24 protein-coding genes and 2 pseudogenes are annotated in these 24,217 nt (G+C 64.5%); 12 read left to right on the top strand and 14 right to left on the bottom strand.

All coding sequences use genetic code 11. The annotated features are described in order from the left end of the window. Nucleotides 1-29 precede the first annotated feature (29 nt). Complete coding sequence (locus FBY31_RS18930) at nt 30-1,049, bottom strand: asparaginase (RefSeq protein WP_142044111.1); 1,020 nt, start codon at nt 1,047-1,049, stop codon at nt 30-32. 267 nt (nt 1,050-1,316) lie between these two features. Here FBY31_RS18930 and FBY31_RS18925 point away from each other — a divergent pair, with 267 nt between their 5' ends. Then, nucleotides 1,317-2,372, top strand: a complete 1,056-nt coding sequence (locus FBY31_RS18925) for a LacI family DNA-binding transcriptional regulator (protein WP_142044109.1) — start codon at nt 1,317-1,319, stop codon at nt 2,370-2,372. Here the strand turns inward: FBY31_RS18925 and FBY31_RS18920 are convergent. After that, nucleotides 2,369-3,814 (bottom strand): PucR family transcriptional regulator, encoded by a 1,446-nt coding sequence (locus FBY31_RS18920; protein WP_142044107.1) that lies wholly within the window; start codon nt 3,812-3,814, stop codon nt 2,369-2,371. The genes FBY31_RS18925 and FBY31_RS18920 overlap by 4 nt on opposite strands. Before the next feature lie 100 nt (nt 3,815-3,914). Here FBY31_RS18920 and pxpA point away from each other — a divergent pair, with 100 nt between their 5' ends. Genes pxpA through FBY31_RS18895 form a run of 5 tightly spaced genes read left to right on the top strand, consistent with a single transcriptional unit; the run spans nt 3,915 to nt 8,169 of the window. Continuing rightward, on the top strand, nt 3,915-4,679 hold the full coding sequence (gene pxpA / locus FBY31_RS18915) for a 5-oxoprolinase subunit PxpA (RefSeq protein ID WP_142044105.1): 765 nt from the start codon (nt 3,915-3,917) through the stop codon (nt 4,677-4,679). A gap of 13 nt (nt 4,680-4,692) precedes the next feature. After that, nucleotides 4,693-4,932: an acetyl-CoA carboxylase gene (locus FBY31_RS18910; RefSeq protein WP_018770516.1), complete on the top strand. Its 240-nt coding sequence runs from the start codon at nt 4,693-4,695 to the stop codon at nt 4,930-4,932. 9 nt (nt 4,933-4,941) lie between these two features. After that, complete coding sequence (locus tag FBY31_RS18905; protein WP_142044103.1) at nt 4,942-6,291, top strand: acetyl-CoA carboxylase biotin carboxylase subunit; 1,350 nt, start codon at nt 4,942-4,944, stop codon at nt 6,289-6,291. Then, nucleotides 6,288-7,193 (top strand): 5-oxoprolinase subunit B family protein, encoded by a 906-nt coding sequence (locus FBY31_RS18900; protein ID WP_142044101.1) that lies wholly within the window; start codon nt 6,288-6,290, stop codon nt 7,191-7,193. The genes FBY31_RS18905 and FBY31_RS18900 overlap by 4 nt, the downstream gene beginning before the upstream one ends. Continuing rightward, nucleotides 7,183-8,169 carry a biotin-dependent carboxyltransferase family protein gene (locus FBY31_RS18895; protein ID WP_142044099.1) on the top strand — a complete coding sequence of 329 codons (987 nt, stop codon included), beginning with the start codon at nt 7,183-7,185 and terminating at the stop codon, nt 8,167-8,169. Before FBY31_RS18900 ends, FBY31_RS18895 begins: the two co-directional genes overlap by 11 nt. Before the next feature lie 135 nt (nt 8,170-8,304). Here FBY31_RS18895 and FBY31_RS23455 read toward each other — a convergent pair. From FBY31_RS23455 to hisC, 3 genes and pseudogenes are all read right to left on the bottom strand, one after another. Further along, nucleotides 8,305-9,384: pseudogene (locus FBY31_RS23455) on the bottom strand (pyridoxal phosphate-dependent aminotransferase). A gap of 292 nt (nt 9,385-9,676) precedes the next feature. Then, on the bottom strand, nt 9,677-11,089 hold the full coding sequence (locus tag FBY31_RS18885) for an amino acid permease (protein WP_142044097.1): 1,413 nt from the start codon (nt 11,087-11,089) through the stop codon (nt 9,677-9,679). A 53-nt stretch (nt 11,090-11,142) separates the two neighbouring features. Further along, nucleotides 11,143-12,240 (bottom strand): histidinol-phosphate transaminase, encoded by a 1,098-nt coding sequence (hisC, locus tag FBY31_RS18880; protein ID WP_142044095.1) that lies wholly within the window; start codon nt 12,238-12,240, stop codon nt 11,143-11,145. A 93-nt stretch (nt 12,241-12,333) separates the two neighbouring features. On the opposite strand from hisC, the gene FBY31_RS18875 reads away from it, so the two are divergent. Further along, nucleotides 12,334-12,864 (top strand): Lrp/AsnC family transcriptional regulator, encoded by a 531-nt coding sequence (locus FBY31_RS18875; protein ID WP_142044093.1) that lies wholly within the window; start codon nt 12,334-12,336, stop codon nt 12,862-12,864. Between the two features lie 94 nt (nt 12,865-12,958). Then, nucleotides 12,959-14,617 carry a thiamine pyrophosphate-binding protein gene (locus tag FBY31_RS18870; RefSeq protein WP_142044091.1) on the top strand — a complete coding sequence of 553 codons (1,659 nt, stop codon included), beginning with the start codon at nt 12,959-12,961 and terminating at the stop codon, nt 14,615-14,617. 313 nt (nt 14,618-14,930) lie between these two features. Here FBY31_RS18870 and FBY31_RS18865 read toward each other — a convergent pair whose 3' ends face one another. Beyond that, complete coding sequence (locus FBY31_RS18865) at nt 14,931-16,250, bottom strand: hypothetical protein (RefSeq protein WP_142044089.1); 1,320 nt, start codon at nt 16,248-16,250, stop codon at nt 14,931-14,933. A 333-nt stretch (nt 16,251-16,583) separates the two neighbouring features. Here FBY31_RS18865 and FBY31_RS23855 point away from each other — a divergent pair, with 333 nt between their 5' ends. After that, the gene (locus tag FBY31_RS23855) at nt 16,584-16,847 is read left to right on the top strand and encodes a DUF6994 family protein (protein ID WP_442858196.1); all 264 of its coding nucleotides are present in this window, start codon (nt 16,584-16,586) and stop codon (nt 16,845-16,847) included. Here FBY31_RS23855 and FBY31_RS18860 read toward each other — a convergent pair. After that, nucleotides 16,774-17,115, bottom strand: coding sequence for a DUF1295 domain-containing protein (locus FBY31_RS18860; protein WP_235013128.1), 342 nt, complete (start codon nt 17,113-17,115; stop codon nt 16,774-16,776). The genes FBY31_RS23855 and FBY31_RS18860 overlap by 74 nt on opposite strands. A 287-nt stretch (nt 17,116-17,402) precedes the next feature. Here FBY31_RS18860 and FBY31_RS18855 point away from each other — a divergent pair, with 287 nt between their 5' ends. From FBY31_RS18855 to FBY31_RS18845, 3 genes are all read left to right on the top strand, one after another. Beyond that, nucleotides 17,403-17,609 (top strand): hypothetical protein, encoded by a 207-nt coding sequence (locus FBY31_RS18855; protein ID WP_142044087.1) that lies wholly within the window; start codon nt 17,403-17,405, stop codon nt 17,607-17,609. Nucleotides 17,610-18,333: 724 nt separating this feature from the next. Then, the gene (locus FBY31_RS18850; protein ID WP_200833406.1) at nt 18,334-19,263 is read left to right on the top strand and encodes an NADP-dependent oxidoreductase; all 930 of its coding nucleotides are present in this window, start codon (nt 18,334-18,336) and stop codon (nt 19,261-19,263) included. A 179-nt stretch (nt 19,264-19,442) separates the two neighbouring features. Next, entirely contained in the window at nt 19,443-19,853 is a 411-nt protein-coding gene (locus FBY31_RS18845; RefSeq protein WP_235013127.1) for a glycerophosphodiester phosphodiesterase family protein, read from the top strand. Between the two features lie 140 nt (nt 19,854-19,993). Here FBY31_RS18845 and FBY31_RS22875 read toward each other — a convergent pair whose 3' ends face one another. The 7 genes and pseudogenes from FBY31_RS22875 to FBY31_RS18815 form a co-directional block, all read right to left on the bottom strand. Beyond that, nucleotides 19,994-20,140: a hypothetical protein gene (locus FBY31_RS22875; protein ID WP_160142485.1), complete on the bottom strand. Its 147-nt coding sequence runs from the start codon at nt 20,138-20,140 to the stop codon at nt 19,994-19,996. A 167-nt stretch (nt 20,141-20,307) separates the two neighbouring features. Beyond that, entirely contained in the window at nt 20,308-20,613 is a 306-nt protein-coding gene (locus FBY31_RS18835) for a hypothetical protein (protein WP_142044083.1), read from the bottom strand. A gap of 43 nt (nt 20,614-20,656) precedes the next feature. After that, the gene (locus FBY31_RS18830; RefSeq protein ID WP_142044081.1) at nt 20,657-21,622 is read right to left on the bottom strand and encodes a M12 family metallopeptidase; all 966 of its coding nucleotides are present in this window, start codon (nt 21,620-21,622) and stop codon (nt 20,657-20,659) included. A gap of 238 nt (nt 21,623-21,860) precedes the next feature. Continuing rightward, the gene (locus FBY31_RS23450) at nt 21,861-22,238 is read right to left on the bottom strand and encodes a tyrosinase family protein (RefSeq protein WP_442858219.1); all 378 of its coding nucleotides are present in this window, start codon (nt 22,236-22,238) and stop codon (nt 21,861-21,863) included. Continuing rightward, nucleotides 22,136-22,708 (bottom strand): annotated as a pseudogene (locus tag FBY31_RS23850) (tyrosinase family protein); the annotation flags it as partial. The pseudogene FBY31_RS23850 and the gene FBY31_RS23450, both read right to left, overlap by 103 nt. A 115-nt stretch (nt 22,709-22,823) precedes the next feature. Further along, the gene (locus tag FBY31_RS18820; protein ID WP_142044079.1) at nt 22,824-23,231 is read right to left on the bottom strand and encodes a hypothetical protein; all 408 of its coding nucleotides are present in this window, start codon (nt 23,229-23,231) and stop codon (nt 22,824-22,826) included. A gap of 23 nt (nt 23,232-23,254) precedes the next feature. Then, nucleotides 23,255-24,025, bottom strand: coding sequence for a hypothetical protein (locus tag FBY31_RS18815; protein WP_142044077.1), 771 nt, complete (start codon nt 24,023-24,025; stop codon nt 23,255-23,257). Between the last annotated feature and the right edge of the window lie 192 nt (nt 24,026-24,217).

Genomic DNA, 24,217 nt, shown 5'->3' with positions numbered 1-24,217 from the left:
TTACGTATAACCGGGGGTGTTCTTGGGTGTCAGGTGGAAGGTTCAGGAGGCCTCCCTCGTTGGGCGAAGATCTCGGTGATCTGCTCCCGGTTGAGGTTGAGCCTGAGCAGGAGGTTGAGCAGGATCAGCGACTGTGACGGCCGCAGATGGCCCGATCCGATGGCCCCGGCCGCGCGCAGGTCCTCGCCGCCGCCTCCGGCCCCATAGATCGGGACCACGGGTCCGGCGTCCACGCGGGTGCTGGTGACCACCACGACGCCGGACGCCACCGCGGCGGCGACCTCGGAGCAGAGGCTGGGGTTGGCATTGCCGCTTCCGGTACCTTGCAGGACGATGCCGGCCGCTCCCGCTGCAAGGGCGGCGTGCATCAAGGTGGAATCGGCGCCGGGATAGGCGGCAACGAGGTCCACCCGCAGGGAGCCGCTGTCCGGCCGGGGCAAGGACAGGGCCTCCGGCCTGCTGCCACTGCCCGCCATTGCAACTTCTCCCTGGGCTGATACTTGGCCAAGTACCCCGAAATCGGGGTTCGCAAAGGCATTGAGCCGAAGAGTCTGGCTCTTCCGGACGCCGGCGGCCGGGAAGACGGTGCCCGCAAAGTGCACCATGACACCTTTTCCCTTTCCGTCTTTCGAACCCGCGACGGCGATGGCGCGGGCCAGGTTGTCCGGCCCGTCGGGAGTTTCGGAGTCGGCGGCGCGTTGCGAGCCGGTAAAAACAACCGGCCGCTGGTCGCTATGGGTCAGGTCGGCGAGGTAGGCGGTCTCCTCCATGGTGTCCGTCCCGTGGGTCACCACCACACCCAGGACCTTGGGGTCCTTGAGCACTTCTTTGATGGTGGTGCAGATCCTGAGCATGTCTTCGAAGGTCAGGAGGTAGGACCCCTTCTGGAACACGTCCAGCACACGGACGGGATGGGACACGCGCGAACCGAGGGCGTTGAACACCTGCTCGCCGGTATCGGAGGCGACTGCGCCCCCGCCGAGGGAAGAACGCGACGAAATGGTGCCTCCAGTGGCCAGCAGCACGACGTGGGAGTCGGTAACGCTCATTTCAGCTCCGGTTGTTCGCTTGGGGATCCGAAACCCAATCGATTGGGTAACGTTCCGCGGGAAAGGGTGTTCGGATAAGAAAAGGGGTTCGGCACCAGGGGTGGTGGTGCCGGGAGGGTTTTTGGCCCATCTACCCAAACGATTGGGTACCGATGAAGAAAGACTATAGGATGTGAAGCGGATCACGTCAAGGGCTACCCCTTTAGTCCCCTGGCGGACCTGGGTGGCAGGCTGGGCTACAGTGACCCCGGTGGGCAGGAGAGGGACATGAAAGAGAAGGCCGACGGCGGCGGAACGGTCACGCTGAAGGATTTGGCGCGGGAGTTGGGGGTCCATCCTTCGACAGTCTCCAGGGTCCTGCATTCCGGCTCTGACGTGGCCAAGGGGGCCGCCTCGGCTGCCACCGCTGAACGCGTCCGTGAACTGGCCCGCAAGCTCGGCTACTCCCCCGACCCGCAGGCCGCCAGCCTTCGCACCCGGCGGACCAAATTGCTCGGCGTCATCGTCCCCCGGCTTTCGGACCTGGTCCTGGCCATCATGTACGAGGGCATCGACGAAGCCTCAGCCGAGGTGGGCTACTCAGCCTTCGTGATGAACTCCCGCGATGATCCCGAAGAACAACGGCGGAAGATCGACCTCATGCTGGCGCGCCGGGTGGACGGCCTGATCATTGGCGACGCCCATCTTGACGGGGGCCTCCTGCAGGAACTGACCGACCGGAAGGTCCCGTTCGTGCTGATGAACCGCCGGGTGCCCGGCTACCCGTCTGCTACCTGCGACGACGTCGTCGGTGGTGAACTCGTGGCCAGTCACCTCTGGGAGATGGGCCACCGGCAGGTGGCGGTGATTGCCGGCGAACCATACGCAAGCACCGCTATCGATCGCACTGCCGGCTTCCTGGACTGCTGGCGTTCGCTGGGCGGCACCATCTCCGACGATGACGTGGTGTGGTCCAAGTTCGATACGGCAGGCGGCCGGGAGGCCGGGGAAAAGATCCTCGCAAGTGGCAAGCCGCGGCCCACCGCCATCTTCGCCGTCAACGATTTCGCCGCCATCGGAGCGATGGGAGCCTTGCGGTCCCACGGCCTCACAGTAGGTCAGGACGTGGCCGTGGTGGGCTACAACGACACCTCCCTCGCGGCCGAACTTCCGATTCCGCTGACCTCGGTCCACTCCCCGATGGCGGACATTGGACGGACGGCAGTGCAACTTATCCAGGCTGTCCTCAAGGGCGAAAAGCCCGAACCTGCACAGCTAAAACCCACGCTGCGCGTGCGGGAAAGCAGCGCTGCCAGGGCACCGGCGGAAGTCGACGCCAACTAGGTCTCAAGGGCCACGACCCGCAATGCCAGCAGGCAAGTGGCGCGGACTTCGCCGTCATTCAGGTCAACACGCAGGAGCTCCTCGATCTTGCGCAGCCTGTACGTCAGGGTGTTGCGGTGGATGAAGAGCGCCTTGCAGGTCTCGCGGGTATTCCCGCTGTGCCGCAGGTACGCCTCAAGCGTTTCGCGCAAGGCCGTTCCGCCGTCGGAAATCAACGGGGCCAGAAGGCGCCGGGACATCGCCACCAGTCCCCGCCCGGGCAGGCCCTCCACCACGCCGGCAAGGTCGGCCACGGGCGCCTGATGGAGCCCCGGCTCACCCACCCGGCGGCGGGCCAGCTGCAGCACCAGCGGCAGTTCGTCCAGGTTCCCGCACTCGGCGACGACGGCGGACAGTTCCGGCGCGTCCTGGAAAGACTTCCGGACGGCTTCCATCAGCTCCATCGCCGCTTCCCCGCGCTGCACCAGCAGGGTTGTGAGGCCGGCCCCCTCCATGAACCGCACGATCCTGTATTCAGCCTGCAGGCCCACCCGCACACGCCAGGCGATGGTCCTCAGCTTAACCGGTGCAACCTCCCCCGCGCCGCCGATCAGCACCGCGCCCCACTCTCCGCCCGGCTCGAACCCGGCCTCCACGGCGTAGCGTTCCAAGGCCGCCGTCGGCGTTCCCCTGGCCTCATAGAGCGCCTCCATGAACCGTGCGGCTTCCCGCGAATGCAGTGGCGATCGGGAACCAAGGGTGTAGCTCAGCTGCATGGCGATGACCGCAGCCACCGGGCCTAACAGCGGCTGCAGCACGAGGGTGCTCTTAATTCCCTCGATGGCCAGCTTGAACCGGACGATTCCGCCGCTGGGCAGGCTCAGTGTGGTCCGGGCCGTTCCGCCCTCGGCTGTTCCTGCGGACATGAGTTCAAAACCGTTGTGGTCAAGGACCGCCACCCGTGCACGGATGGCCGTGGCCACCCGCTCCAATACCTGCGCCAGGGAATGGCCCCCCGCCGCCAGCCTGGTGCACTCATCCGCCAGCTCCCAGCCGGCGCGTAGCTCGGCGTAGCGTTCGGCCGCGATGAGCTGGTCCACGTGCCTCATCACCAGGACGAACGGCACCTCGGGAGGGAGCTCGAGCAACGGAAGGCCATGGGCTTCGCAGGCCTGCACCAGGCCTGCCGGCAGTTCGCGGTGCGCTGCACCCAGGCCGAAAATCAGCCCTGACACGGGCACGGACATCAGGCGCTCCACGTAGGCATCCCAGATGCGGTAGTCCTTGACGTTGAGGCCCATCCCGTTGGTCAGCAGCAGCGCGTTGACGCTAAGGAAGGGCGTGGGGTCCATGTGCTCGGTGGGCGCACACCAGGCGATGGGGCGGGCAAGACGCCCTGGGCTGCCGGGCACGGCAAGGCGGATCTTCAGCTCGGGATCCGGTACGAGATCAGCAACACGCATGGTAGGGCCTCCTGGCTTGTGCAAGCATCATAATTCACCTGCTCAGATTCGGCGATCTGCCCAATTCCCGCGCGATCATCACCTCTGTAGCGTTGCCTACATGCAAAAAAACGTGACGGAAACCACGCCGGCCCAGGTGCTCCTGAATTCGGACATGGGTGAAGGCTTCGGATTACACGAGTTCGGAAACGACGTTGCCCTGATGGAGATCATCGACGTCGCCAACGTCGCCTGCGGCTACCACGCCGGGGACCCGGATGTCATGAACCGGACGGTGGCCCTTGCCGCTGAACATGGCGTGGCTGTCGGAGCCCATCCCGGGCTTCCTGATCCCATGGGTTTCGGCCGCCGCCGCATGGTCCTTACCCCCGAGGAGGTTGAGTCGATCATCCTGTACCAGACGGGGGCCTTGACCGCCTTCCTGGCGAAGAACGGGCTGTCCCTCAACCACATCAAACCCCATGGCGCCCTCTATGGCATGCTCGCCGGGGACGAAGACCTGATGCAGGCGGCGGCGGGAACAGCGAAGCAGTTCGGTGTCCCGTTCTACGGCCTCGCAGGCACTGCCCATGAATCGGTATGCCGTGCCATGGGCGTGGACTTCGTTGCGGAACTGTACGTTGACCTCAACTACGGCCCCGCCGGCGAACTCCTCATCCAGCGCCGGCCCGCGCCCACAGACCCGGCCGCCGCGGCAGAACGCGTCAGCCGGGCAGTGGCAGGCGAGCCCGTGCCCGCCGTCGACGGCACTCCATTGAACATCACGTTCCAGAGCATCTGCGTCCATTCCGATGCTCCCAACGCGGTCGCCGTCGCCTCCGCCGTACGCAACGCACTCAACTCATCCCGATCCACCCACTCCTGAAAGCGAGCAGCACATGGCCACGATCGTTTCACCCCTTCCCGGAGTCTTCTACCGGAAGCCCGGACCGGGCAAACCCCCCTTCGCCAATGAAGGCGACACCATCGAAGTCGGGCAGACCATCGGGATCGTGGAAATCATGAAGCAGTTCACCGAGATCCAGTCCGACGTCGCCGGGACCCTTGAATCCTTTGAAGTCAACGAAGGCGACATGGTCAACCCGGGCGACTCCATCGTCGTCATCCGGGAAGGATAAAGGCAGCCCATGAAACTGTTCATCGCAAACCGTGGCGAGATCGCAGTGCGGATCGCCAGGACCGCCCGCGAAATGGGCATCGAAACAGTCTTGGGAGTCAGCGAGCCCGATGCAGAGTCACTGGCCGCCCGGTCAGCTGACCACTACGTGGTGGTTGGTCCAGCCCAGGCAGCCGCCAGCTACCTGAACCAGGACGCCCTGGTCACCGCGGCCCGGGAGCAGGGATGCGACGCTGTGCACCCGGGTTACGGTTTCCTCTCGGAGAATGCCGACTTCGCCCGGAAGGTGGCAGACGCCGGGCTGACCTGGGTGGGCCCGAACGCGGACACCATCGCCATGATGGGCAACAAGTCCCTGGCACGGGAGTCGGCAGCCAAGGCCGGGGTCCCCGTGCTCCGGGGCTCCGACGGCCCCCTGGACCCGCAGGCAGATGCCGTGGAAATTGCGCGCGGCATCGGCTACCCGCTGGTGGTGAAGGCTTCAGCCGGAGGCGGTGGCAGGGGCATTCGCTTCGTGCACGACGAAAGCCAGCTCCTGGAAACCATCGAAATGGCCCGGGGCGAAGCCGGTGCCGTCTTCGGTGACGCCACGGTCTACCTGGAACGGTTCGTGGAGCATGCCCGCCACGTGGAGGTGCAGGTCCTCGGTGACGGGACCAACTTCATCCACCTGGGTGACCGTGATTGTTCAATGCAGCGCCGTTCCCAGAAGGTGTTGGAGGAAGCCCCGGCTCCCGACCTTCCAGAGACCGTCCGTAACACCATCCGGGAGTCTTCCGTGGCTCTTGCCCGCGAATGCGGCTACCACGGGGCGGGGACGGTGGAGTTCCTGTACGACCCCGTCAACCACGAGGCGGCGTTCATCGAGATGAACACGCGCATCCAGGTGGAGCACCCCATCACCGAGCAGATCACCGGTGTGGACCTGGTCCGTGAGCAGCTGCTGATCGCCTCCACCGGATCCATGTCCATTTCACAGGACGACGTGCGCTTCACCGGCCACGCCATCGAATGCCGCATCAATGCAGAAGACCCCAACCACCATTTCTTCCCCAGCCCGGGCGTCATCCGGTCCCTGGAATGGCCATCAGGCGATGGAATCCGGGTGGACACCGGAGTGGAAGCTGGCTCCGTCGTGAGCCCCTACTACGACTCCCTCCTGGCAAAGCTGATTGTCCACGCCCCGGACCGGGACGCGGCAATCGCAGCCACCCTGGCGGCTTTGGGGGAAACGCACGTTGAAGGGATCAAGACCACCGTCCCCGTCCACATGGCGCTGCTGGCACGGCCTGAATTTGCCGGCGTCAGCCACCACTCCAAGTTCATCGAAACCGCAACCGACCTCTGGGGGGCGAAATGACCAGCGAAGCCGCCGTCCTTCCCGGTGCGCGCTACACCTGGGGCGGGGACGAATTCCTGTTCGTGGAAGTCTCCGAGGCTATGAGCCTGCCCGCGAACTTCAAGGTGATGTCCATCGCCGGCAGGCTCTCCGAGGCCCGGCTCCCGGGAATCGTGGACATTTGCCCCGCCAACGCGTCCCTGCTGGTGCGGTTCGATCCTGACGTCCTGCCTCCGGAACAGCTGGAAACGGCAGTGAGGGACATCGAGCGCGACCTGATGAACCACCAGGAGCGGGCGCTTGAAACCCGGATCGTTGAAGTCCCGGTTTGGTACGAGGATCCCTTCACCGCGGAAGTGGCACAGCGGTTCCGCGAAGGATTCCACCAGGATCCTGAAGGCAGCGACATCGACTATGCGGCCAAGGTCAACCACCTCAAGGACGCCGCGGAGTTCATCCAGCGGCACCACGAACAGCCGTGGCTGGTTTCCATGGTGGGCTTCGTGGCCGGGCTGCCGTTCCTGTTCCAACTGGTGGACCGCGACAAGCAACTGGAGGTCCCCAAGTACCTGAGCCCGCGGACCGACACCCCTAAACTGACCGTGGGGCACGGCGGCTGCTTCGGCTGCATCTATTCCGTTCGCGGCGCCGGTGGATACCAGATGTTCGGCGTGGCCGCCGCCCCCATCTTTGATCCCGACCAGGCCCTGGCGGACTTCAAGGATTTCATGGTGTTCTTCCGCCCCGGCGACATCGTGAAGTTCAAGCCGGTTACCGAGGCGGAATACAACGCAATCCAGGCCGAGATCTCGGGCGGCACCTTCCGCTACCGGCAAGCGCCGGTAACCTTCGAGCTGTCCCGGGCACTGGCCGACCCCGAAGGCTACAACCGTGAACTCATGGAGGCCCTCAATGGCATTTGAAATTGGAAACCCGGGCCTGGCCACCACCGTCCAGGACCAGGGACGCACGGGCCACTACAACGTGGGCATCCCGCAAAGCGGTTCCATGGACCAGTACTCCGCTGAGCTCGGGAATGCCCTGGTGGGAAACACGGCACGGGAAGCGGTGCTTGAGTGCACCTACCTCGGCCCTGTGCTGACCACTGACACCGACGCCGTCATCGCCATCACGGGCGCCCCCGTGGAGGTGAAGGTCAACGGGGAGTCACAGCCCCAATGGAGCCGGCTGCTGCTGAAGGCCGGGGACCAGCTCTCCTTCGGCGTCATCCAGGGCGGCACCCGCTACTACATCGCAGTCCAGGGCGGCATCGACGTCCCGGAGGTGCTCGGAAGCCGGTCCACGTACAGCCTCGGCGGGATCGGCGGGTTCAAGGGCCGGAAGCTCGAGGCAGGCGACGTCGTCCCTGTGGGCGCTCCCCTCAACAGTGGAAAACTCCCCCAGGCCGAAACTGTTCCGGAGGAATTCCGGCCCGTTTACGCCAAAGAGCAGGAAGTCCGGATCGTGCTGGGGTTGTACGACCACCGCCTCACCGACGAGGGCCTCGGCAATCTCCTGAATGAGGAGTGGAAGGTGACTCCGGTGGCTGACCGGATGGGCCTGCGCTACTCCGGCCCGGGCGTGAAATGGAAAGAGCGGGAACAGCCCTTCGGCGCCGGCTCGGATCCCTCCAACATCGTCGACGCAGGGTACGCCGTGGGGTCCATCCAGATCCCCGGCGGGACCCAGCCCATCATCCTGCACCGTGATGCCGTCTCCGGCGGCGGCTACGCCATGGTGGGCACCGTGATCAGCGCCGACATGGATCTGGTTGCCAGGGCGGCCCCCGGGACGGCAACCCGGTTTGTGGCTGTCAGCCTTGCTGATGCCCTGGAAGCCCGCCGGGATCTTGCTGAACACCGGACCAAGGCGCGGGCGGCACTGGGCGCCAGCCGCTGACGAGTGGAGGCGGGTCCCGAACATCCGGACCCGCCTCTGCCCGCAGAGACAACCCCGGTCGATGTCCGGTGGGTCTTGCCATTCTGATGCGAAGCGTCGCCCGAAGTGCGGGTCCGTAGCGGGCCGCCGCCAGGCTCAGTGCAGCGCTGCGCCGAACCGGTCCCCGATTCCCGTCAAGCGCTCAATCGGCTCGGTGGCAAAGACCAGGCGGACATAGTCCGGCGCCACCTGCTGCCCCCACTGGGTCATTGGGGTGGCGGCAATGCGCCCGTGCTGGAGCAGCCGTTGCGAAAGTTCGGGCGCCTTCTTTCCGAGGGCGGTCGCGTTTACCAGGAGCGACCACCCGCCGTCGGGTTTGACCACCGGCAGCCCGTCCAGTTCACGCAGAATCAGGTCCCGGCGCGCCTGCCAGTCCGCCACGGCAGCAGCAATGCCGTCGCCGGGGACGCCGTCCTTGGAAGCCGAGAGCGCGGCGGCCGCGCCAAGTTGTCCGAAGCCGCTGGCTACGGTGGTGTTGTATGTCGCCGCCAGCGCCACGTCCCGCATCACCTCTGCCGGCCCAACCGCCCAACCGACGCGCCAACCAATCATCCTGTAGTTCTTGGACACTCCGCCCAGCGTGATGGTGCGCTCCGCCAACGGCTCCAATGACGCCGGATGGCGAGACTGCAGGCCGTCGAAGAGAACCCTGTCCATGGCCGCGTCTTACAACAACCAGCAATCGGCCGCCGAACATGCTTCCCCGACGGCGTTCCATTCCGCGTCGGTGAACACATGCCCGGACGGCATGGACGGACTCATCAGAAGCAGGGCGCGCGTCTTTTTGGTCACGGCCGAAGCCAGCCTGTCGAGATCCAGCCGCCAATGGCCGTCGACCACGTTGAGCGGAACGAAGACGGGCGACGCGCCGGCAAGCCTGATCCGGTTGATGAACCCCGCGTACGTCGGATCAGTGACCACCACTTCGTCGCCGTGATCCACCGTGGCCAGAAGGGTGCTGAGAAGGCCGGCGAGCGCGCCGCCCGTGATGGCGACTTCCGTGGCGGGGTTATAGGCGCGGCCCGTTCGCGCACTGAGCTGATCGGCAACTACCTCGCGCAGCTGCCCGAGCCCGGTGAAGGGCAGCCAGCTGTTCGCATCCCGGCGGCCGACGGCCTCCCTGGTCACGGCCACGGCGGAAGGAGGCGGGGCGATGTCCGTATCCAAGTTCTCCATCCGCAGGACATCGGGATCATGGCCCGCAGCGGCCGCCGCCTTCTCGATCCCGAAAGGCTGGATGTTCAGGAATCGTGCCGTTCTCCCACGGGACATGTGTCGAGCGTCCCACCGGCCTTTGGGGCTGTCAATGGAGCGACAGCCATGAGCTGCACCACGGGCAATGACGGGCGGCGGGAAATGGCAAGGCAACGCCATGCCGGGCGGTTCCGGGGCAGTTGGGTGGGTAAAACGGAGGCGACGCCCCCGCAAAAGCCGGGGCGCCGCCGTCGTGCATGTCATTCTGCCTGAGTCAGTCGATAAGGACCGGGGGCTTGGCGGGCTCCTGTGCCTCAACGCTGCCAGCAACCTTGCCGGAACGGTGATGGAGCCAGTTCGCCACAGCCAGCAGTGCCACGAGCCCAAACGTGCTCAGGAGCTGCGGGCGGGAATCCTCGCCGATGAAGCCCACCGTGAAGATTGCCGCGAGGATAACCAAGCCAAGGGAAGTGAGCCACGGGAAGCCGGGCATCCGCAGGGGAAGCTCCGTTCCCTCGCGGTCGGCACGGAGCCGCAGCGCCAGCTGGGCCAGGAGCGCGGACGTCCACACCAGCAGGCACGTCGAACCCACGATGTTCAGCAGGACCGGGAGGACCTTCTCCGGGAAGGCCAGTTCCAGCACCACCGTGACTACGCCGAAGGCGACGCTCGCCAGGACCGCGACCACCGGCACCCGGGCCTTGGACACGGAAGCGAGCAGACGTGGTGCTTCGCCCCGCTCGGCCAGGGAGAACGCCATCCGGGAGGCACCATAGAGGTTGGCGTTGAGGGCGGACAGCAGTGCGGCGACGGCCACCAGGGTGATAGCGGTGGCCGCACCGGGCATGCCGGCGGCGTCCAGCACCGCAGCGAACGGGCTCTTCAGCCCCGCCGAACCCACGGGGACCACCGCAGCGATCACGAAGATGGCACCGATGTAGAAGATGAGGATGCGCCACAGTACAGTCCGCACTGCCTTCTTCACGCTGCGGGCCGGTTCCGCGGTCTCGGCTGCAGCCACAGAAACGATCTCAGTGCCGCCGAATGCAAACGCCACCACGAACAGCGCCGTGGCAATCCCGGCGAAACCGCTCGGAGCGAACCCGGCTCCGGTGAAGTTGGACAGGCCCGGCGACTGGACGCCCGGCAGCCAGCCGAACAGCAGGGCAGCGCCAACCAACAGGAACGCGACAATTGCCGCCACCTTGAGCAGCGCGAACCAGAACTCAAACTCGCCAAAGTTTTTCACACTGGTCAGGTTCACGGCGGTAAGCACCACGATGAACACGAAGGCCATCAGCCACACCGGCAGGGCCGGGAAGATGGTGGCCAGCAGGCCTGCCGCGCCCAGCGCCTCGGCCGCGATCACGACGACGAGCTGCAGCCACCACAGCCAGCCGACGGTGGCGCCGGCCACCGGTCCGTACGCCTTGGCGGTATAGACGGAGAAGGCACCGCTGTCCGGATTCGCGGCAGCCATCTCGCCGAGGGCCCACATCACCAGGATGATGAGCGTGCCGGCCACGAGATAGGAGATCAGCACTGCCGGGCCGGCGGCCTGGATGCCCGCGCCGGAGCCGATGAACAGGCCGGCGCCGATGGCGCTGCCCAGGCCCATCATGGTCAGCTGCCGGGGTTTGAGGGCCGCGCCGAGGGCGCGGGCAGACGTCTTTGTCTGTTGTTCCATGGGGATTCCTCTTAGTAGTAGGTGGAACGGAGTAGTAAAGGGTCAGGGAGTTGTCAGGCTGCGTGGGCTGCCAGGAGCCGGAGCACGCGGTCGTTGGAGGCGGCGTCGGCAACGGTGATCCGCACGCCGTCGTCCTGGTACGCCCGGACCATGATGCCCGCGCCGTCGAACGCCTCCACAAGCCTCGCCCGCAGGCTCTCGTCAGCCCGGATCCACACGAAATTGCCCTGGCTCGGCTGCAGTTTCCAGCCCTGGGCTTTCAGCTGCGCGGCCATGCGGTGACGCTCCTGCCGGACGGCAGCCACCCGCGCTTCCATCTCCTCCCCCGCGTCCAGCGACGCGATGGCCGCCTCTTGGCCCAGCGCGCTCACGGAGAACGGAAGGGCGGTGCGGCGCAGTCCCTCCGCAATGTCCGGCGACGCCACGGCGTATCCGACGCGCAGGCCGGCGAGTCCGTAGGCCTTCGAGAAGGTCCGCAGGACGCAGACGTTCGGGTACCGGCGGTAGAGCGCCAGGGAATCGGGGCCGTTGCCGGCTTCGGCGTATTCCACGTAGGCCTCGTCGATCACCACCAGGACGCCGGACGGCACAGCCTGCAGGAAGCCCTCGATGCGGTCGTGGCTGATCGGCACACCGGTGGGATTGTTGGGAGTGCAGAGCAGGATCACCCTGGTGCGGTCGGTGACGGCCGCTGCCATCGCGTCGAGGTCGTGGCCCTCGGCCTCGTCCAGCGGGATGCGGACCGGCCGGGCGCCTGCCAGCTCCACGAGGATGGGGTAGGCCTCGAAGGAGCGCCACGCGAAGATCACTTCATCCCCCGCGTCGCACAGTCCGGTGATGATCTGCTGGAGGACGCCCACGCTGCCGGGCCCCACTGCGATCTCCCCCGCGGTGACGCCCAGGTGCCGGGCGAGCCGTTCGCGGAGTTCGACGGCGGCCGTGTCCGGGTAGCGGTTCATGGTGCCGGCCGCGTGGGCCACCGCAGCCGCGGCAGCAGGCAGCGGCTCGTAATGGCTTTCGTTGCTGGCAAGTGCTGCGACGTCCATGCCGGCGCTGCGCCGGCCCGGGACGTAGGACGGAAGTCCGGCCACAGCGCCCCGAAGGGTGGGGAGCGCGGTGTCCGGTCTTGTCAGGAGTTGATCAGGGGTCATGAGGACCGATCATGATTGTGACCCGGGGCACATTGCAAGATACCCTCAACCCATTGGGACTTCTGCTCAACTTCTAGTACCTCTGGTGAAAATATGACCACCCCGAACTCCCGCGCCCTGGATTCCCTCGACGGCAGGATCATCCTGGCCCTCGACAAGGATCCCGAAGCCAGCGCCCTGGCACTCTCCCGGACGCTCGGCGTCGCACGAAACACCGTCCACGCCCGGCTGGCACGGCTCGAGCGCAGCGGTGCCCTCCGCTCCTTCAGCCGCAGGCTGGACCCCGCCGCCCTCGGATATGACCTGATGGCCTTCCTTTCACTGGCCATCAGCCAGACGCGGGCGGGCGCGGTGGAAAACGGACTCGCGGCTATCCCGGAGGTGATCGAGGTGCACGCCACCACCGGGGACGCGGACCTGATGGCCAAGGTGGTGGCCCGGAGCACGGCCGATCTCTATCGCATCACCAACCAGATCCTGGCCATCGACGGGATCCAGCGGACCAGCACTGCCATTTCCGTAGTTGAACTCATGCCACCCCGGTATGACGGCCTCCTGAACCGACTGTCCCAGCAGGACTCCCGCCCCTCGGACGAAACCGCGGGTGACGCAGACCACAACTAGGCATATTTTCAATGTCCACTGCTCTTAGCTGCCAATAATCCCAATCTAAACCGGCTCTATTGCTTATCTGACGACCTACTCGCAAGCTTCCTGCATGACTACTCTCACCGTCTCGGGCCGCGTGGCACAGGTTCTCAGCAGCTACCTCAGCGACGTCTTCGGCGTTATGGGCAACGGCAACGTCTACTTCCTGGACGCGGCCGAAAAGCTGGGCCTCCGCTTCTCCCCCGTCCGCCACGAAGGCGCCGCCATCGCCGCGGCCGACGCCTACTACCGCACGTCGGGACGTCTCGCAGCAGGCACCACCACCTACGGCCCCGGCTACACCAATGCGCTCACCGCCCTGGCCGAGGCGGTCCAGGCGCAGATCCCCGTCGTGCTCGTCACGGGAGATGCCCCCAGCAGCGGGGCCCGGCCGCAGGACGTGGACCAGGCGGCCATCGCCGCCGGCCTCGGCGCGGCCACCTTCACCGTCACCCGCGACGCCGCTGGCTCCATCACCCGGCAGGCGGTGGAGTACGCACTCACCCAGCGCACCGCCGTCGTCATTGCCATTCCCTACGACCTCGCGTCACTTGAGGCTGAGGATGAGGAACTTCCGGCGCCGTTGGCACCCCAGGTGACGGACGACGGCGGCACGGACCTTGTGCAGGTGGCCCGCCTGCTCGCCGGGGCAAAGCGCCCGCTGATCCTCGCCGGCCGCGGCGCACACCTCGCCGGCGCCGGCCCGGAGTTGCGCCAACTCGCCGACCGCCTGGGCGCGCTGACCGCCGGAACCGCCCTGGGGCTCAACCTTCTCGAGGGCGACGGGTACCTCGGGGTCGCCGGCGGCTTCGGCACGGACACCGCGGCCGGGCTTATGGGCGAGGCCGACGTGGTCCTGGTGGCCGGGGCGAGCCTGAGCCCCTTCACCCTGCGGTTCGGGCACCTGCTCGGCCCGGACAGCACCGTCATCCAGATCGACACCGCCGTGCAACCCACGCACCCCCGGGTAGACCTGTTCGTCAGCGCCGATGCGAAGTCCGCCGCGGGGCGTCTGCTCCAGCTGCTGAAGGGTGAGGCGGCGGCGGATGCCTGGCGCGCGGAAGCCCGCAAGCGGCTGGCCGAAGCACCGGCCCACCACCCAGGCTCCGACGACACCTCGGACGGCCGGCTGGACCCGCGCGCCCTCGCCACGGCGCTGGATGCCGTGCTGCCGGAGCGCCGCACGGTGGTCCAAGATGGAGGGCACTTCATGGGTTGGGCACCCATGTACTGGAACATCCCGCGGCCGCAGGACCTGGTGATGGTGGGGACCGCGTTCCAAGCCATTGGGCTGGGCCTCGCCAGCGCCGTCGGCGCAGCCCGCGCCGTGGGGGACGGCCGCACCCTGGTACTGGCCTCCGGCGACGGCGGCTTCCTGATGGGCCTGGCCGACCTCGAATCACTCATCGGTGCGGCGAAGAGCGCCATCGTGGTGATCTACAACGATGCCGCCTACGGAGCCGAAATCCACCAGTACGGCTCCCAGGGCCTGACCGAAAAGCCCATGCTGATCCCCGAGGTGGACTTCAGCGGGATTGCCCGGGCGCTCGGCGCCGAGTCGGCGATCATCCGGTCGCTGGCGGACCTTTCGGCGCTCACGGACTGGATCGATGGCGGCGCCAAGGGAACCTTCGTGGCCGACTGCCGGATCACCTCCAGCGTCCGGGCTCCCTGGATGAGCGAGTGGATGAACGCCAAGCAGGCCCCGAAGGCGGCAGTGGCGGGGTAGATAACCGCGGGCAGGACGGGACTCAAGCAGGTCGGGCATCATGTCCAGCCGTGGAAGCTGACACCGACAGCCTCGGCTGCGTGACGCGGTCACCCTGCTTAGCATCGCGAACATGGGCAAAGATGACGACAGCCTCGACTTCGTCAAGATCAGCTGCCCGCTTTGTGTTCCTTTCCGCCAATCTTGTCCATGTATCTGCGGAGCGGTGTCCAACGCGGACAAACCAGGGACAAAACCCCCTTGCATGAGGACCAGCCCAAGGTAGGCAGTTAGTGCCAGTTAGAAACGTCTTCACCCCAGCCGCTCACATACCTTATTGGCGCCAGCGGCGACGCCCCACGAGGAGGAGGCAGAGAATTAGTACTATTAGAATTGCGAAAATAACCACCCGCAGGGTCAGGCTCGGCAGGAGGGTCTCCTGTTCTCGCACAAAGTTGTAGCTGTCCACCATGACTGATACGAGTGTCAGAGAGGCCAGAACGACAGCTACGGAGTTGAGCAGTCTCTCCCGTCTACTCAACTCCTCCTGCTCGTTCGCCGACTGCACACTATACAAAACCTCGGTGGCGTTTGAAATCAATTCGTGCTTTCGCCCAATCTGTGCGTTCATCTCGAACCGGGAGAAATAGTTCTGGTCCTCGTCCGTCTGAGTGACCAAGCCGTACTGCGTGAGGTTGACAACAGCAAGAGCCATCGTTCGCAGCTTGTTCAGTTCCCTATGGTCGCGCACCGAATTACCTACAGCCCCCCCGTACCAGTCCGCTTGGGCCCGGATCTCGTCAAGGACCAGCTTCCCGTAAGCGTCGCACGTTCCAAGGAAGACATGCGCCTGCCTTACGTCGACAAGCATGCGTCTCAATTGCTCCAACCGTGTGGACGGGTCGCCCGTGTGCATACTTCTTGGCTCGAGCACACAGGACGCCCACGTGTAATGCAGGGTCCCGTGGAACTCAAACAGGAGCTGATCCTCCTCGCGAACCCCCAGAGACGCCAGGAGCGCAGAGATGTGTTGCTCGTCCCCTTCATCCACGCACAGGTACAGCCCGGTGAACGCCGTAAACTGTGTGAGCTCGACGTACCCCTCCGAATCCCTCGACTCGGATGGCTCTGCGCGCCGGGTCAGATTTTCTATGGGGTTGTCCGCTCGTGCAAGGGCGGCGCTGGCGTGTACACGCGCTACCTTCGCTATCTCTTGAGACACCGGTTTTGCGTAGGCAGCATATTCGAAACACGTTAGCACCCCGTCGACGTACGCCATGGGAACCCCCGGACCAAGCTGCAGATACAGATAAGCAACCCCGACTGCGAAAATGGTGATATCGCAAGAATTAACATCATGGTCTCGTATGTACGATTCGAGGATCCCATCGAAGTTCTCGCGCGATCCGAGATCCGGGCTCCAGCCTGTTTCGATTTCGGGTCGATGGACTTGCTCAAGCGCGGCATCACGCCACAACTGCATCACCTCAGGCGCTTTAAGGAGCACTGGCAAGATTGTCCCCCATCCCAGCGGGCTGTTGACGCCTACGTCGCTGATGCTGTCTGGCGGAGCTACGACCTCCGGCCGAAAGGCGGAGTCACTGATGCCATACGACTGTCCCAGGTCAAAATAGGTCGCCAACGCTGCTCGCATCTTGGGGCTCCTTCGGCCAACTCTCCACGTGAGGACCCCGTCGCTCCGGGGACAGTGCGGCTACTGTACGAGAGGAGCTGTTACTCCCGCGTTATTGCCAAGTGACGGTACAGAAGCAGTCAGGACGCGAGGCCCTTCGCAATTCGGTATCCACGGAGTTTGTTCTTCCCACAGGACGGCCATACCGGCGGCAACTAGGACTTTTTACGACGGCGGCATTCGGCTTTTGGAAGTCGTAGGCGGGGTGTGACAAAGAATTCGCGCAGGTTGCCTCAAGAACCAATCCTTCAGTGCCGTGAGCAAATAGCATCGCTTCACTAGCTGCACGATAGTTTGAGGGAAAGCCATGGACGGTCCGATGGACGATACCGTGCCGATGAACGGTCCCGAGATGCCGAATCGTTGCCGGTCTTCGATATCTCGTTTGACTACAAGACCGACAGGCCGGCGAAGACCAGGCCCGACGCGGATCGGGACAGTCCGAAACTCCGTTCGCTTCACGAGTTGCTGTGGACTAAGCGGCTCAAGTCCGGAATCCTTTTCGCTCCGAAACCGCCATTGCGTCGCCGGGACGGCTACCTGCCCACAGGCCAGTAGAAATGAATTTCCCCTTGTTCGCCGGGTTCGCGTTGAAACGGCCCTTCTGGCTGTCCGCCACAATCTCGATGCCGAAGCCGGCAGCCCACACCACAAAGCCGCAAAGCGCCCACCAGTCCAGCCCCACCCGGGTGGTGGACGTAACCGCAATCCAGGCGGCGGCCGCGGTGAGGACCACCCAGAGCCCCTGCAGCGTCCACGTGTTCAGGAAACGGAAGAACGAAGGCTTGAGCTCATCGAACCGGTCGTCCTTGCCGTGCCTGCTCACGCGGCAGAACAGGAAGCTTCCCAGCCTCGCCAAGTGGGCGGCGACGGCGGCGGTGGCGGGGTAGCTTCCTCAAACGGACACAGAGGAGATAGGCATGCCAGACGATCCTGCTTCCCCTTAAGACACGATGCGGCGGATACATATGGGTAGGGGTGCTCCGTGTATCCCGCGGATGGACAGGCAGTAACGCACAAGTAATTGTGAGGCGGCAGGCTGATGAAGGGCAGCGATCGATCCAAGAGAAGTTGGGCCTAAATGACGCCCAGAAATTGCGGAGGGAACTCCTGATGCAAAATCCGGAACTGCGACTGGACTCCGGTGCACAGCGGGAGTTCACGACGGAGCTTGCGCGGTTGGCCCTTGAAAGCACCTCGCCGGACGAGCTAATGGTCTTTGACGAGGTTGCCGATGAATTCTTTGCCGATCCAGGAGCCGTACTAAACCCGCGTAGCGAGACGATTCGATGGGCTTCGGCCTTGAGCTGGCTCTGTTAGCTCCTGCGGCGTTGGCAATCTGCGGAGAAGTGGTGCACTTCTTGGCAGACCTCATGGCCGAGACCTTTAAAGACGAGGCTAAATCAGTCCTTGGTTCCTATTTCCGCCGCATATTCGCTTCCGGTGACCAGCCGCCTGAGACAGAAGCGCCACAGTCCGCCATCCGCCTCAGCGACGAAGAAATGCAAAGGGTCCATGAAGCAGCGCTTAGGGAAGGTCGACGCCTCAAACTTCCTGAGGAGACTACCGCGTTAGTGGGGAACACCATCGTCGGAGCATTGTTAGTTAATGCACGCGGAGACCTCTCTTAGCCCAGATACCCGTAGAGGTCATTATGAGCCCGGCCAGTCCAGATGAACTGACGAAGAGTCGAGTTAGCGTCCTTGCCTACCCTGTCCCCACGACGGGTCGTTATCTGGTGTTCCTACTGGCATTGCTGACGTCGGGCCTCTTCGTTGGAACTTGGACGCATAATCAGGCGGCTGGCGACGCGTGGGCCGACAGCGTTTTAGCCTGCCAGTCTGCAGCAGGACGCGTTAGCGGGGGGAAGCGACCAGCAGGAGGTGATGCGACGAGGCGAGTTCCTGCAGGCCTGCCAAGCTCCGTAAGACAGCCCGGGTTGGAGCACGGCTGCATTCGCTGCCTGGCCTAACCTGGCCTTGCGATAGAGCACTTTGCGCCGGGGTTCGGAATAGCGAAGCACGACTGTGCCATTGTGGAAGGCATGAAGGCAATCACTTACAGCTCATACGGAAACCCTGATGTCCTCGACTTTGGCGATCAGCCAATGCCGAAAGTCGGGCCGGGAATGGTCCTGGTCAAAGTGAAGGCAGCGGCGGTGAACCCGGTGGACTGGAAGATCATGGCAGGGTACCTGGATGCCGTCATGGATCTGCAGTTTCCCGCCATCCCCGGCTGGGACGTAGCAGGGGTTGTGGAGTCGGTGGGAATCGACGCCCGGCAGTTCCAGTCCGGCGACGAGGTCATTGCCTACGGCCGCAAGGACTACGTCCACGGTGGAAGCTTTGCCGAGTACATCGCGCTGCCGGAGCGGCTCCTGGCCCGGAAGCCTGCCTCGCTCGGGTGGAACGAATCGGCAGGCCTGCCGCTTGCCGGCCTGACCGCCTACCAGGTTCTCAACCGGCTGGGCTTGAAGTCCGGCGAAACTGTCCTGATCCACGGGGGTTCCGGAGGCGTCGGCTCCCTTGGCATCCAGATCGCTTTGGTCATGGGCGCGAGTGTCATTGCCACTGCCTCGGAGAAGAATCATCAGTTCCTCCGCTCCCTGGGAGCCGAGCCGGTTGCCTACGGAGACGGGCTCGCAGAGCGCATTCGCGAGCTGCGTCCTAACGGTGTGGACGTCGTTGCCGATTTCGTGGGCGGAAACCTCGAGGCGACGCTGGCCGTGCTGGCCGAAGGAGGCCGGCATGCCTCGATCGCCGACAGTGAAGTGGAAGAGCACGGCGGCGACTGGATGTGGGTGAATCCGGTGGGAGCCAACCTGCAGGAACTCGTCGCCCTGGTGGACAGCCGGAAAATCCGCGTGGAAGTTGCCGAGGTCTTCCCGCTGGACAAAGCCGCTGATGCCTTCCGGTCCAACATGGAAGGGCATACCCGCGGCAAGATCGTGGTCGCCGTAGACCAGGATTCCTGATCCAGGCAGCTGGCTGACTAAGGCTCCGTTCCCGTTGAACGGAGCCTTAGTGGTGTAGGGCGGGCGGGTTCACACCCCAACAGCACTGAAAGCCCGGAGCCAAACTAGGGCATTTCTTCCCTTCTGCTGTAGCCGCCGCCGTCCTGACCGCCGCGGCAGCCGCCGCCCTGATCGCCACCATGGCGAGCCCCGCCGTCGCCGCCCCCAGTGACGAGGCCGGCACTCCGTCGTCGAACACTGCCGGAGCCGCCACCTCCGAGCTCAAAATGAACGAACGCAACGGCTCGTTCGACCTGCAGAGCCACCGCGGCGGCCGCGGCGAATGGACCGAGGAGTCCCTGGCCGCGTTCACGAACTCACTGGCGCTGGACGTGACCACCCTGCAACTGGACACCCACCTGACAGAGGACGGCAAGGTGATCGTCTGGCACGACGACACCATCCAGGCAGCCAAGTGCCAGGAGACCGCGCCCGCCGCCGCCGGTGACCCAGAGTTCCTGTCCGGCGGGTCGCCGCCCTGCAGGCCGTCACCGGCTTCGGGCTGCTCACCGCCACGGTGTCCTGGATCCTGCAGACCTACCCCGGCCTGAATCGCCGCCGGGCTCTTGCCCACCAGCTGAACCTGTTCCGCGAGGCGAAGGGACCCGAGGGCCTGGCCGCCATGGATCCCCGGCATGCGGCGGGGCTGCTGGAGTCACTTGCCAGCAACGTTGCCACGGTCAGCATGGACCTAGTGGCGCTCCACGAAACTTATTACTTCCGGGAAGTGGAGCAGCGCGATTCCCTCCCGGCCACGGTGGACTACGTCCAGCAGCTGGCATCCCAGGCGCAGCGGAGCGAAAGGCGGGAACTCCAGTTCGCCAGCCGCATGCTGCACGCGCCCTGGACGAGCTTGCGGACGTCCTCCGCGGTAAATTCGGCCACTCGGGGAAACCTCCTCATGTGTTCGGCAGGTACGAGCTGCATCACCGGCACCGGCGCGCGGAGGAATAAGGCACGCGAGCGCGGAAGCCGAGGTCCCGCACCTCCGGTCGCGGCCGCCGCCTACTCCACCCGCACGTTTATGCTCCACGTGACGGGTCCTTGCCAGGGGTCGCCTGTCACGACATCCAGCACCGCCGGCCCGGACGCAACGGCACGCCACAGAACCGTACCGGGCGCACCCATCGGGCTGATAACCCGCCCGTCAGTGCCCACGACACAGTCCTGCAGTATCCCAACAAGTTCGAGGGATGTTCCGGCCCTCAGGTGAGCGCCCGTGGCGGAGAACTTGAGGACGTCGCCGACGCCGATCACCAGCTCCGCGGGGAGATCCTGCAGGCCGGGCTGGATGTCAATCAGCCGGTTCACTCGCGGACCCCTCGCGTGCAAAGGTACCGGCGTCCATCACGGCTTACTCATATGAAATGTCCTTCACGTCCTCCACGGGATCCCAGTCATTTGCGCCACCCTCGATGCTGCCGCTTGACGAGTCTTCCATGCTCTCCGCTGACGCATGCAGGACTTTGGGATAAATCGTGCCGGCGAACAAATAGTCTGTCGCATTGATGTCCAGCCCGCCGCGGATCGGCTGACCGTCGTAAGTGATCTCGCCGGGAAGCTGGTAGCACATGATGGAGTCCTGGTCCGGCTCGGTACCGATGATTGAGTTGCCTCCAAGCGGGGTTAGAACCTGCTGATCAACAGTTGTCTTGTCCCAGCCCTGGGTCCTGAGGAAATAGGCGTAGGCCTTGGCCGGATCGATCCGGTCAACCAGTGCCTTGCGCATGTGCTCATGGGGGAACCCGAGCGTGTGACCCGCTTCGTGACGGATAACGCGCCGGTACTCGGATTCTGATGTGTTCATGGTGAACCCTTGGAGGTTCATTGTCTGACGGTTGGTTGGAATCAGCTTGATGTCCGTCCCGAGATAGGAGTAGTAGCCCCCGGGCCCCCGGGAGATACGGACATCGCCCGTTCCTGAGGTCCCGTGGAACGAGATGCCCGCCGACTGCGACCAGGCATTCAAATGGCTGATGATGCGCGCACGCAATTCCGCTGGCGTGGTCTCCATGAAGCTTACAGATAGCTTTTTTGGCCGCGGTCCCCAGTACTTTGACGTTGTCAGGGTGAGCCGCATCGGTTCGTCGATCGATGGGTAACTGCCCTGAGGTTCCTGCAACGGGGCATTGACGGGATTTATCCGGGCTGCGACTTCGGCCCCCTTTCCCCACAGTCGCTGGGGCAGCGGCATGATGCGGCAGCCTGCGGCTGAGCCGACTTGACCGTTGCTCTCTGACTGCTGGTCTTGGGTGAATTGACCTAAGATCCTGACGATCTCGCGAATTGCATGTTGCGTCTGAGGTTCAAGAGTGGCCATCAGTTTTCCTCCATTTTCTGTAGATGCACGGTGATTGCGATGAAGAGTTGAGGTTCTTGATCAGTCAACTTCTGCTGAGGCTTCCGTTCCCTCCTGAGGCAAAAGAACCCCCAGTCGTTAATCTCCAATCAGCCCGTTACTGCGGCGTTATTGTCGGGCAGGGGAAGGTTACCGCCGGAAGGTCGGGGTCCAGATCAATCCACCCAGAAGGGGCTCCGGCCCGGATGGACGCTCCTGGTCATGTCGGCCAGAGGTCGGCTGCTGGGCGGCTGTTCGTAGGTGTAGTCCAGCGCGGCGATGTCCAGGACCTGCCGGATGGTGTGGGCACCGGGCGGATGTCGTCATCGGCGTTGTGGCCGGTGGGTCCGTCCCGCAGCGGGGCGTAGTGCGGCGCGGCGTCCGGATTGTTGATCTTCTGTATTTCCTGCCAGTCGGCCCAGACCTTGTCGATAAAGCAATGGTGCAGGAAGAACACCGGGTCGTCGGGTGAGGTCATCAGCAGCATGTTTCCCCCTACCCAGACGTGGACCCGGTTGTGCAGCTGGGAGCCCGTGGTGGAGACCCTGCTGTCGCCACGCTGGGTAATGAAGCTCTCCAGCCGGTTCCGGAATCCGATGGTGAAGGGGCTGGGGTTGTAAGGCGGGGTGTCGTGAACGCTTCGCGCAGGGCCAGCTGCAGATCTGCTGGCGTCGGCACAGCGCCAATGAACTGCCCGAAGCTTCGTTTCAGGCCCGGGCCGGGGAGGCCTTCCTCCATGTAGTCCGGGACCGGCCAATGGCCGTTGACAAAGGCAAAGGGCCCCGTCGCCACGCGCCATTCATCGTCCTCCAGCCCGTTGCCGCCGATGAAGTCCTCATTCCAGACCGGGGACGCGGCGGGGTCGGTGCTGTCTTCCGTCCAGTCCCAGAAAGGAACAGACACCGAGGAATCGATGGCGCGCAGCGCTGTTTCAAGCTGGTACAGGAATTCCCGATGCCACGGCAGAAAGGCGGGGCCACCGTGTGCACCGTTGCGGTAGTTGGCGTCAGGCGGTTCCAACGGCAGGACCGCCGGTTGCATGACATGGTGGTGCCAGTGCACGAACTTGTCATATTCATCTCTGGCCTTTACTCGAGCAGCGCATTGACGAAGGCCTGCCGTTCCGAGGTGGACAGGGAACGGACGTTCTTACGGACAAGCATGGCTGTGACCTCCTCGTGTTTTAGGACTGTCTGACGGCGATGAATGACGCCACGTAGCCAGCCGTCGCCTGGCCTTTCGAGTGTGGGGCAGTCCGGATGACAGACCCCGTAATGGCAGGTATTTGGTCCACGCCGTGGGGCCACAGAGGCACCAGGTATCCCACGTAGTCATAGACCCACAGTTCACCGCCGATTTCGCCTAAGCCTTGGAACCGCAGGGCAAACGGGTTGCCGTAGTCGTACCCTCCGGTCAGATCCAGACGCCAGCCTTCACCCCCGAGGCTGCCCGCCACGTGGCCGACTTCCGGGGTCATCAGGTTCAGGGTGCCCGCCCCAAACCTCAGGGCATTGAACTCCGTAGACAGGTCCGGGTCGTTCCTGAAACTCCTGTAGCTCCAGAGTCCTTCGAACGGGCTGTCCTGGTTCACCTCTGCCTCCGTAACGTTCCTGCTCAGGCGGACCCAAGCTCACCTGATTCGAAGTACAGCTCCCGCTCGATCTCCACCTGGACACGGAAGCCGTGGAACCCCTTCGGCCCGACGGTCTGGAAGAAATTTGCCTCGGCAGTCTCTTTGGGAGCCAGCCGGGACTGCGGGGTGTCGGCGTGATCCCGGAATGCCACCGGCACTGCCTGGTTGAATTGCCCGCTCACGTCCTCGCCAATGGGCCGTCCAGCCTGGTCCGTCGCTGTGCCAGGGACCAGCCGCGCAACGAGGACCTGGTCGAAGTCCGGACTGGCCGTTATCCGATGGGCGAGGTGCAGTTGTCCAGCGCGTCCAAAGCAAAGATACGTCAACTCCTGGTCCGACGCGTGTTCGGCCGTCGGGTCCAACTCCTGGAAATAGACGACATTGCGGACCGCGGCCACCGCGCGGGCAAGAGCCTGGCCTCCGCGCTCGAAATGACCCTGGTGAATGACCCCTTCAACAGAGGAACGTTCCGGGCCCGCTCTCCTAGGGTCGAGCTCGGTGATGTGGAACTTGGCGGGCTCGAATGTGTACAGGCCGTCAGCGTTGGAATGGCGGTCTGCCCGAAGGACCTCGTCCGCGGCGTCATCGAACCCCACCTCGAGGATCACCTGAAAATTGTGCGGTCTCTGGAACATCGGCAGGTGTGACAGGTAAAGGGTGTCCTGTCCAAACAGCAACATGCCGTGGACACCTATCGTGCCGTTCCCGCCATGGCCGTGTCCGCCGTGCTCGTGCCCGTGCTGCTGAGGCATAGCGTTTCCCCTCCCGCTCAGCGACATACGAGGTTTTTCAGCGGCTCACGGAGTATGCCGCTACTCGTATGCAGCCCCTGTGGCCAGTACACGACAGGCTCCGTTACGGTGACGTTACCGCGACGCTCTTCGGTCGAATCACGGAACCCTCTTTCCAGCAGCGCGGGATGACTGCGCCCGTGCACCCATCCC

The organism is Arthrobacter sp. SLBN-100 (assembly GCF_006715305.1).
Lineage (GTDB): Bacteria > Actinomycetota > Actinomycetes > Actinomycetales > Micrococcaceae > Arthrobacter.
The sequence above is the reverse complement of the archived record's forward strand: the minus strand, read 5'-3'. Positions and strand labels throughout refer to the sequence as shown.

Excerpts from the sequence above, each read along its gene's own strand:
- pxpA (WP_142044105.1), top strand. The coding sequence starts at position 3,915 with ATGCAAAAAAACGTGACGGAAACCACGCCGGCCCAGGTGCTCCTGAAT.
- FBY31_RS18905 (WP_142044103.1), top strand. The coding sequence starts at position 4,942 with ATGAAACTGTTCATCGCAAACCGTGGCGAGATCGCAGTGCGGATCGCC.
- FBY31_RS18930 (WP_142044111.1), bottom strand. The coding sequence starts at position 1,049 with ATGAGCGTTACCGACTCCCACGTCGTGCTGCTGGCCACTGGAGGCACC.
- FBY31_RS18925 (WP_142044109.1), top strand. The coding sequence starts at position 1,317 with ATGAAAGAGAAGGCCGACGGCGGCGGAACGGTCACGCTGAAGGATTTG.
- FBY31_RS18895 (WP_142044099.1), top strand. The coding sequence starts at position 7,183 with ATGGCATTTGAAATTGGAAACCCGGGCCTGGCCACCACCGTCCAGGAC.
- FBY31_RS18850 (WP_200833406.1), top strand. The coding sequence starts at position 18,334 with ATGAAGGCAATCACTTACAGCTCATACGGAAACCCTGATGTCCTCGAC.
- FBY31_RS18920 (WP_142044107.1), bottom strand. The coding sequence starts at position 3,814 with ATGCGTGTTGCTGATCTCGTACCGGATCCCGAGCTGAAGATCCGCCTT.
- FBY31_RS18885 (WP_142044097.1), bottom strand. The coding sequence starts at position 11,089 with ATGGAACAACAGACAAAGACGTCTGCCCGCGCCCTCGGCGCGGCCCTC.
- hisC (WP_142044095.1), bottom strand. The coding sequence starts at position 12,240 with ATGACCCCTGATCAACTCCTGACAAGACCGGACACCGCGCTCCCCACC.
- FBY31_RS18815 (WP_142044077.1), bottom strand. The coding sequence starts at position 24,025 with ATGCCTCAGCAGCACGGGCACGAGCACGGCGGACACGGCCATGGCGGG.
- FBY31_RS18875 (WP_142044093.1), top strand. The coding sequence starts at position 12,334 with ATGACCACCCCGAACTCCCGCGCCCTGGATTCCCTCGACGGCAGGATC.
- FBY31_RS18855 (WP_142044087.1), top strand. The coding sequence starts at position 17,403 with ATGCAAAATCCGGAACTGCGACTGGACTCCGGTGCACAGCGGGAGTTC.
- FBY31_RS18830 (WP_142044081.1), bottom strand. The coding sequence starts at position 21,622 with ATGGCCACTCTTGAACCTCAGACGCAACATGCAATTCGCGAGATCGTC.
- FBY31_RS18845 (WP_235013127.1), top strand. The coding sequence starts at position 19,443 with ATGGCGAGCCCCGCCGTCGCCGCCCCCAGTGACGAGGCCGGCACTCCG.
- FBY31_RS18910 (WP_018770516.1), top strand. The coding sequence starts at position 4,693 with ATGGCCACGATCGTTTCACCCCTTCCCGGAGTCTTCTACCGGAAGCCC.
- FBY31_RS18870 (WP_142044091.1), top strand. The coding sequence starts at position 12,959 with ATGACTACTCTCACCGTCTCGGGCCGCGTGGCACAGGTTCTCAGCAGC.
- FBY31_RS18900 (WP_142044101.1), top strand. The coding sequence starts at position 6,288 with ATGACCAGCGAAGCCGCCGTCCTTCCCGGTGCGCGCTACACCTGGGGC.
- FBY31_RS18865 (WP_142044089.1), bottom strand. The coding sequence starts at position 16,250 with ATGCGAGCAGCGTTGGCGACCTATTTTGACCTGGGACAGTCGTATGGC.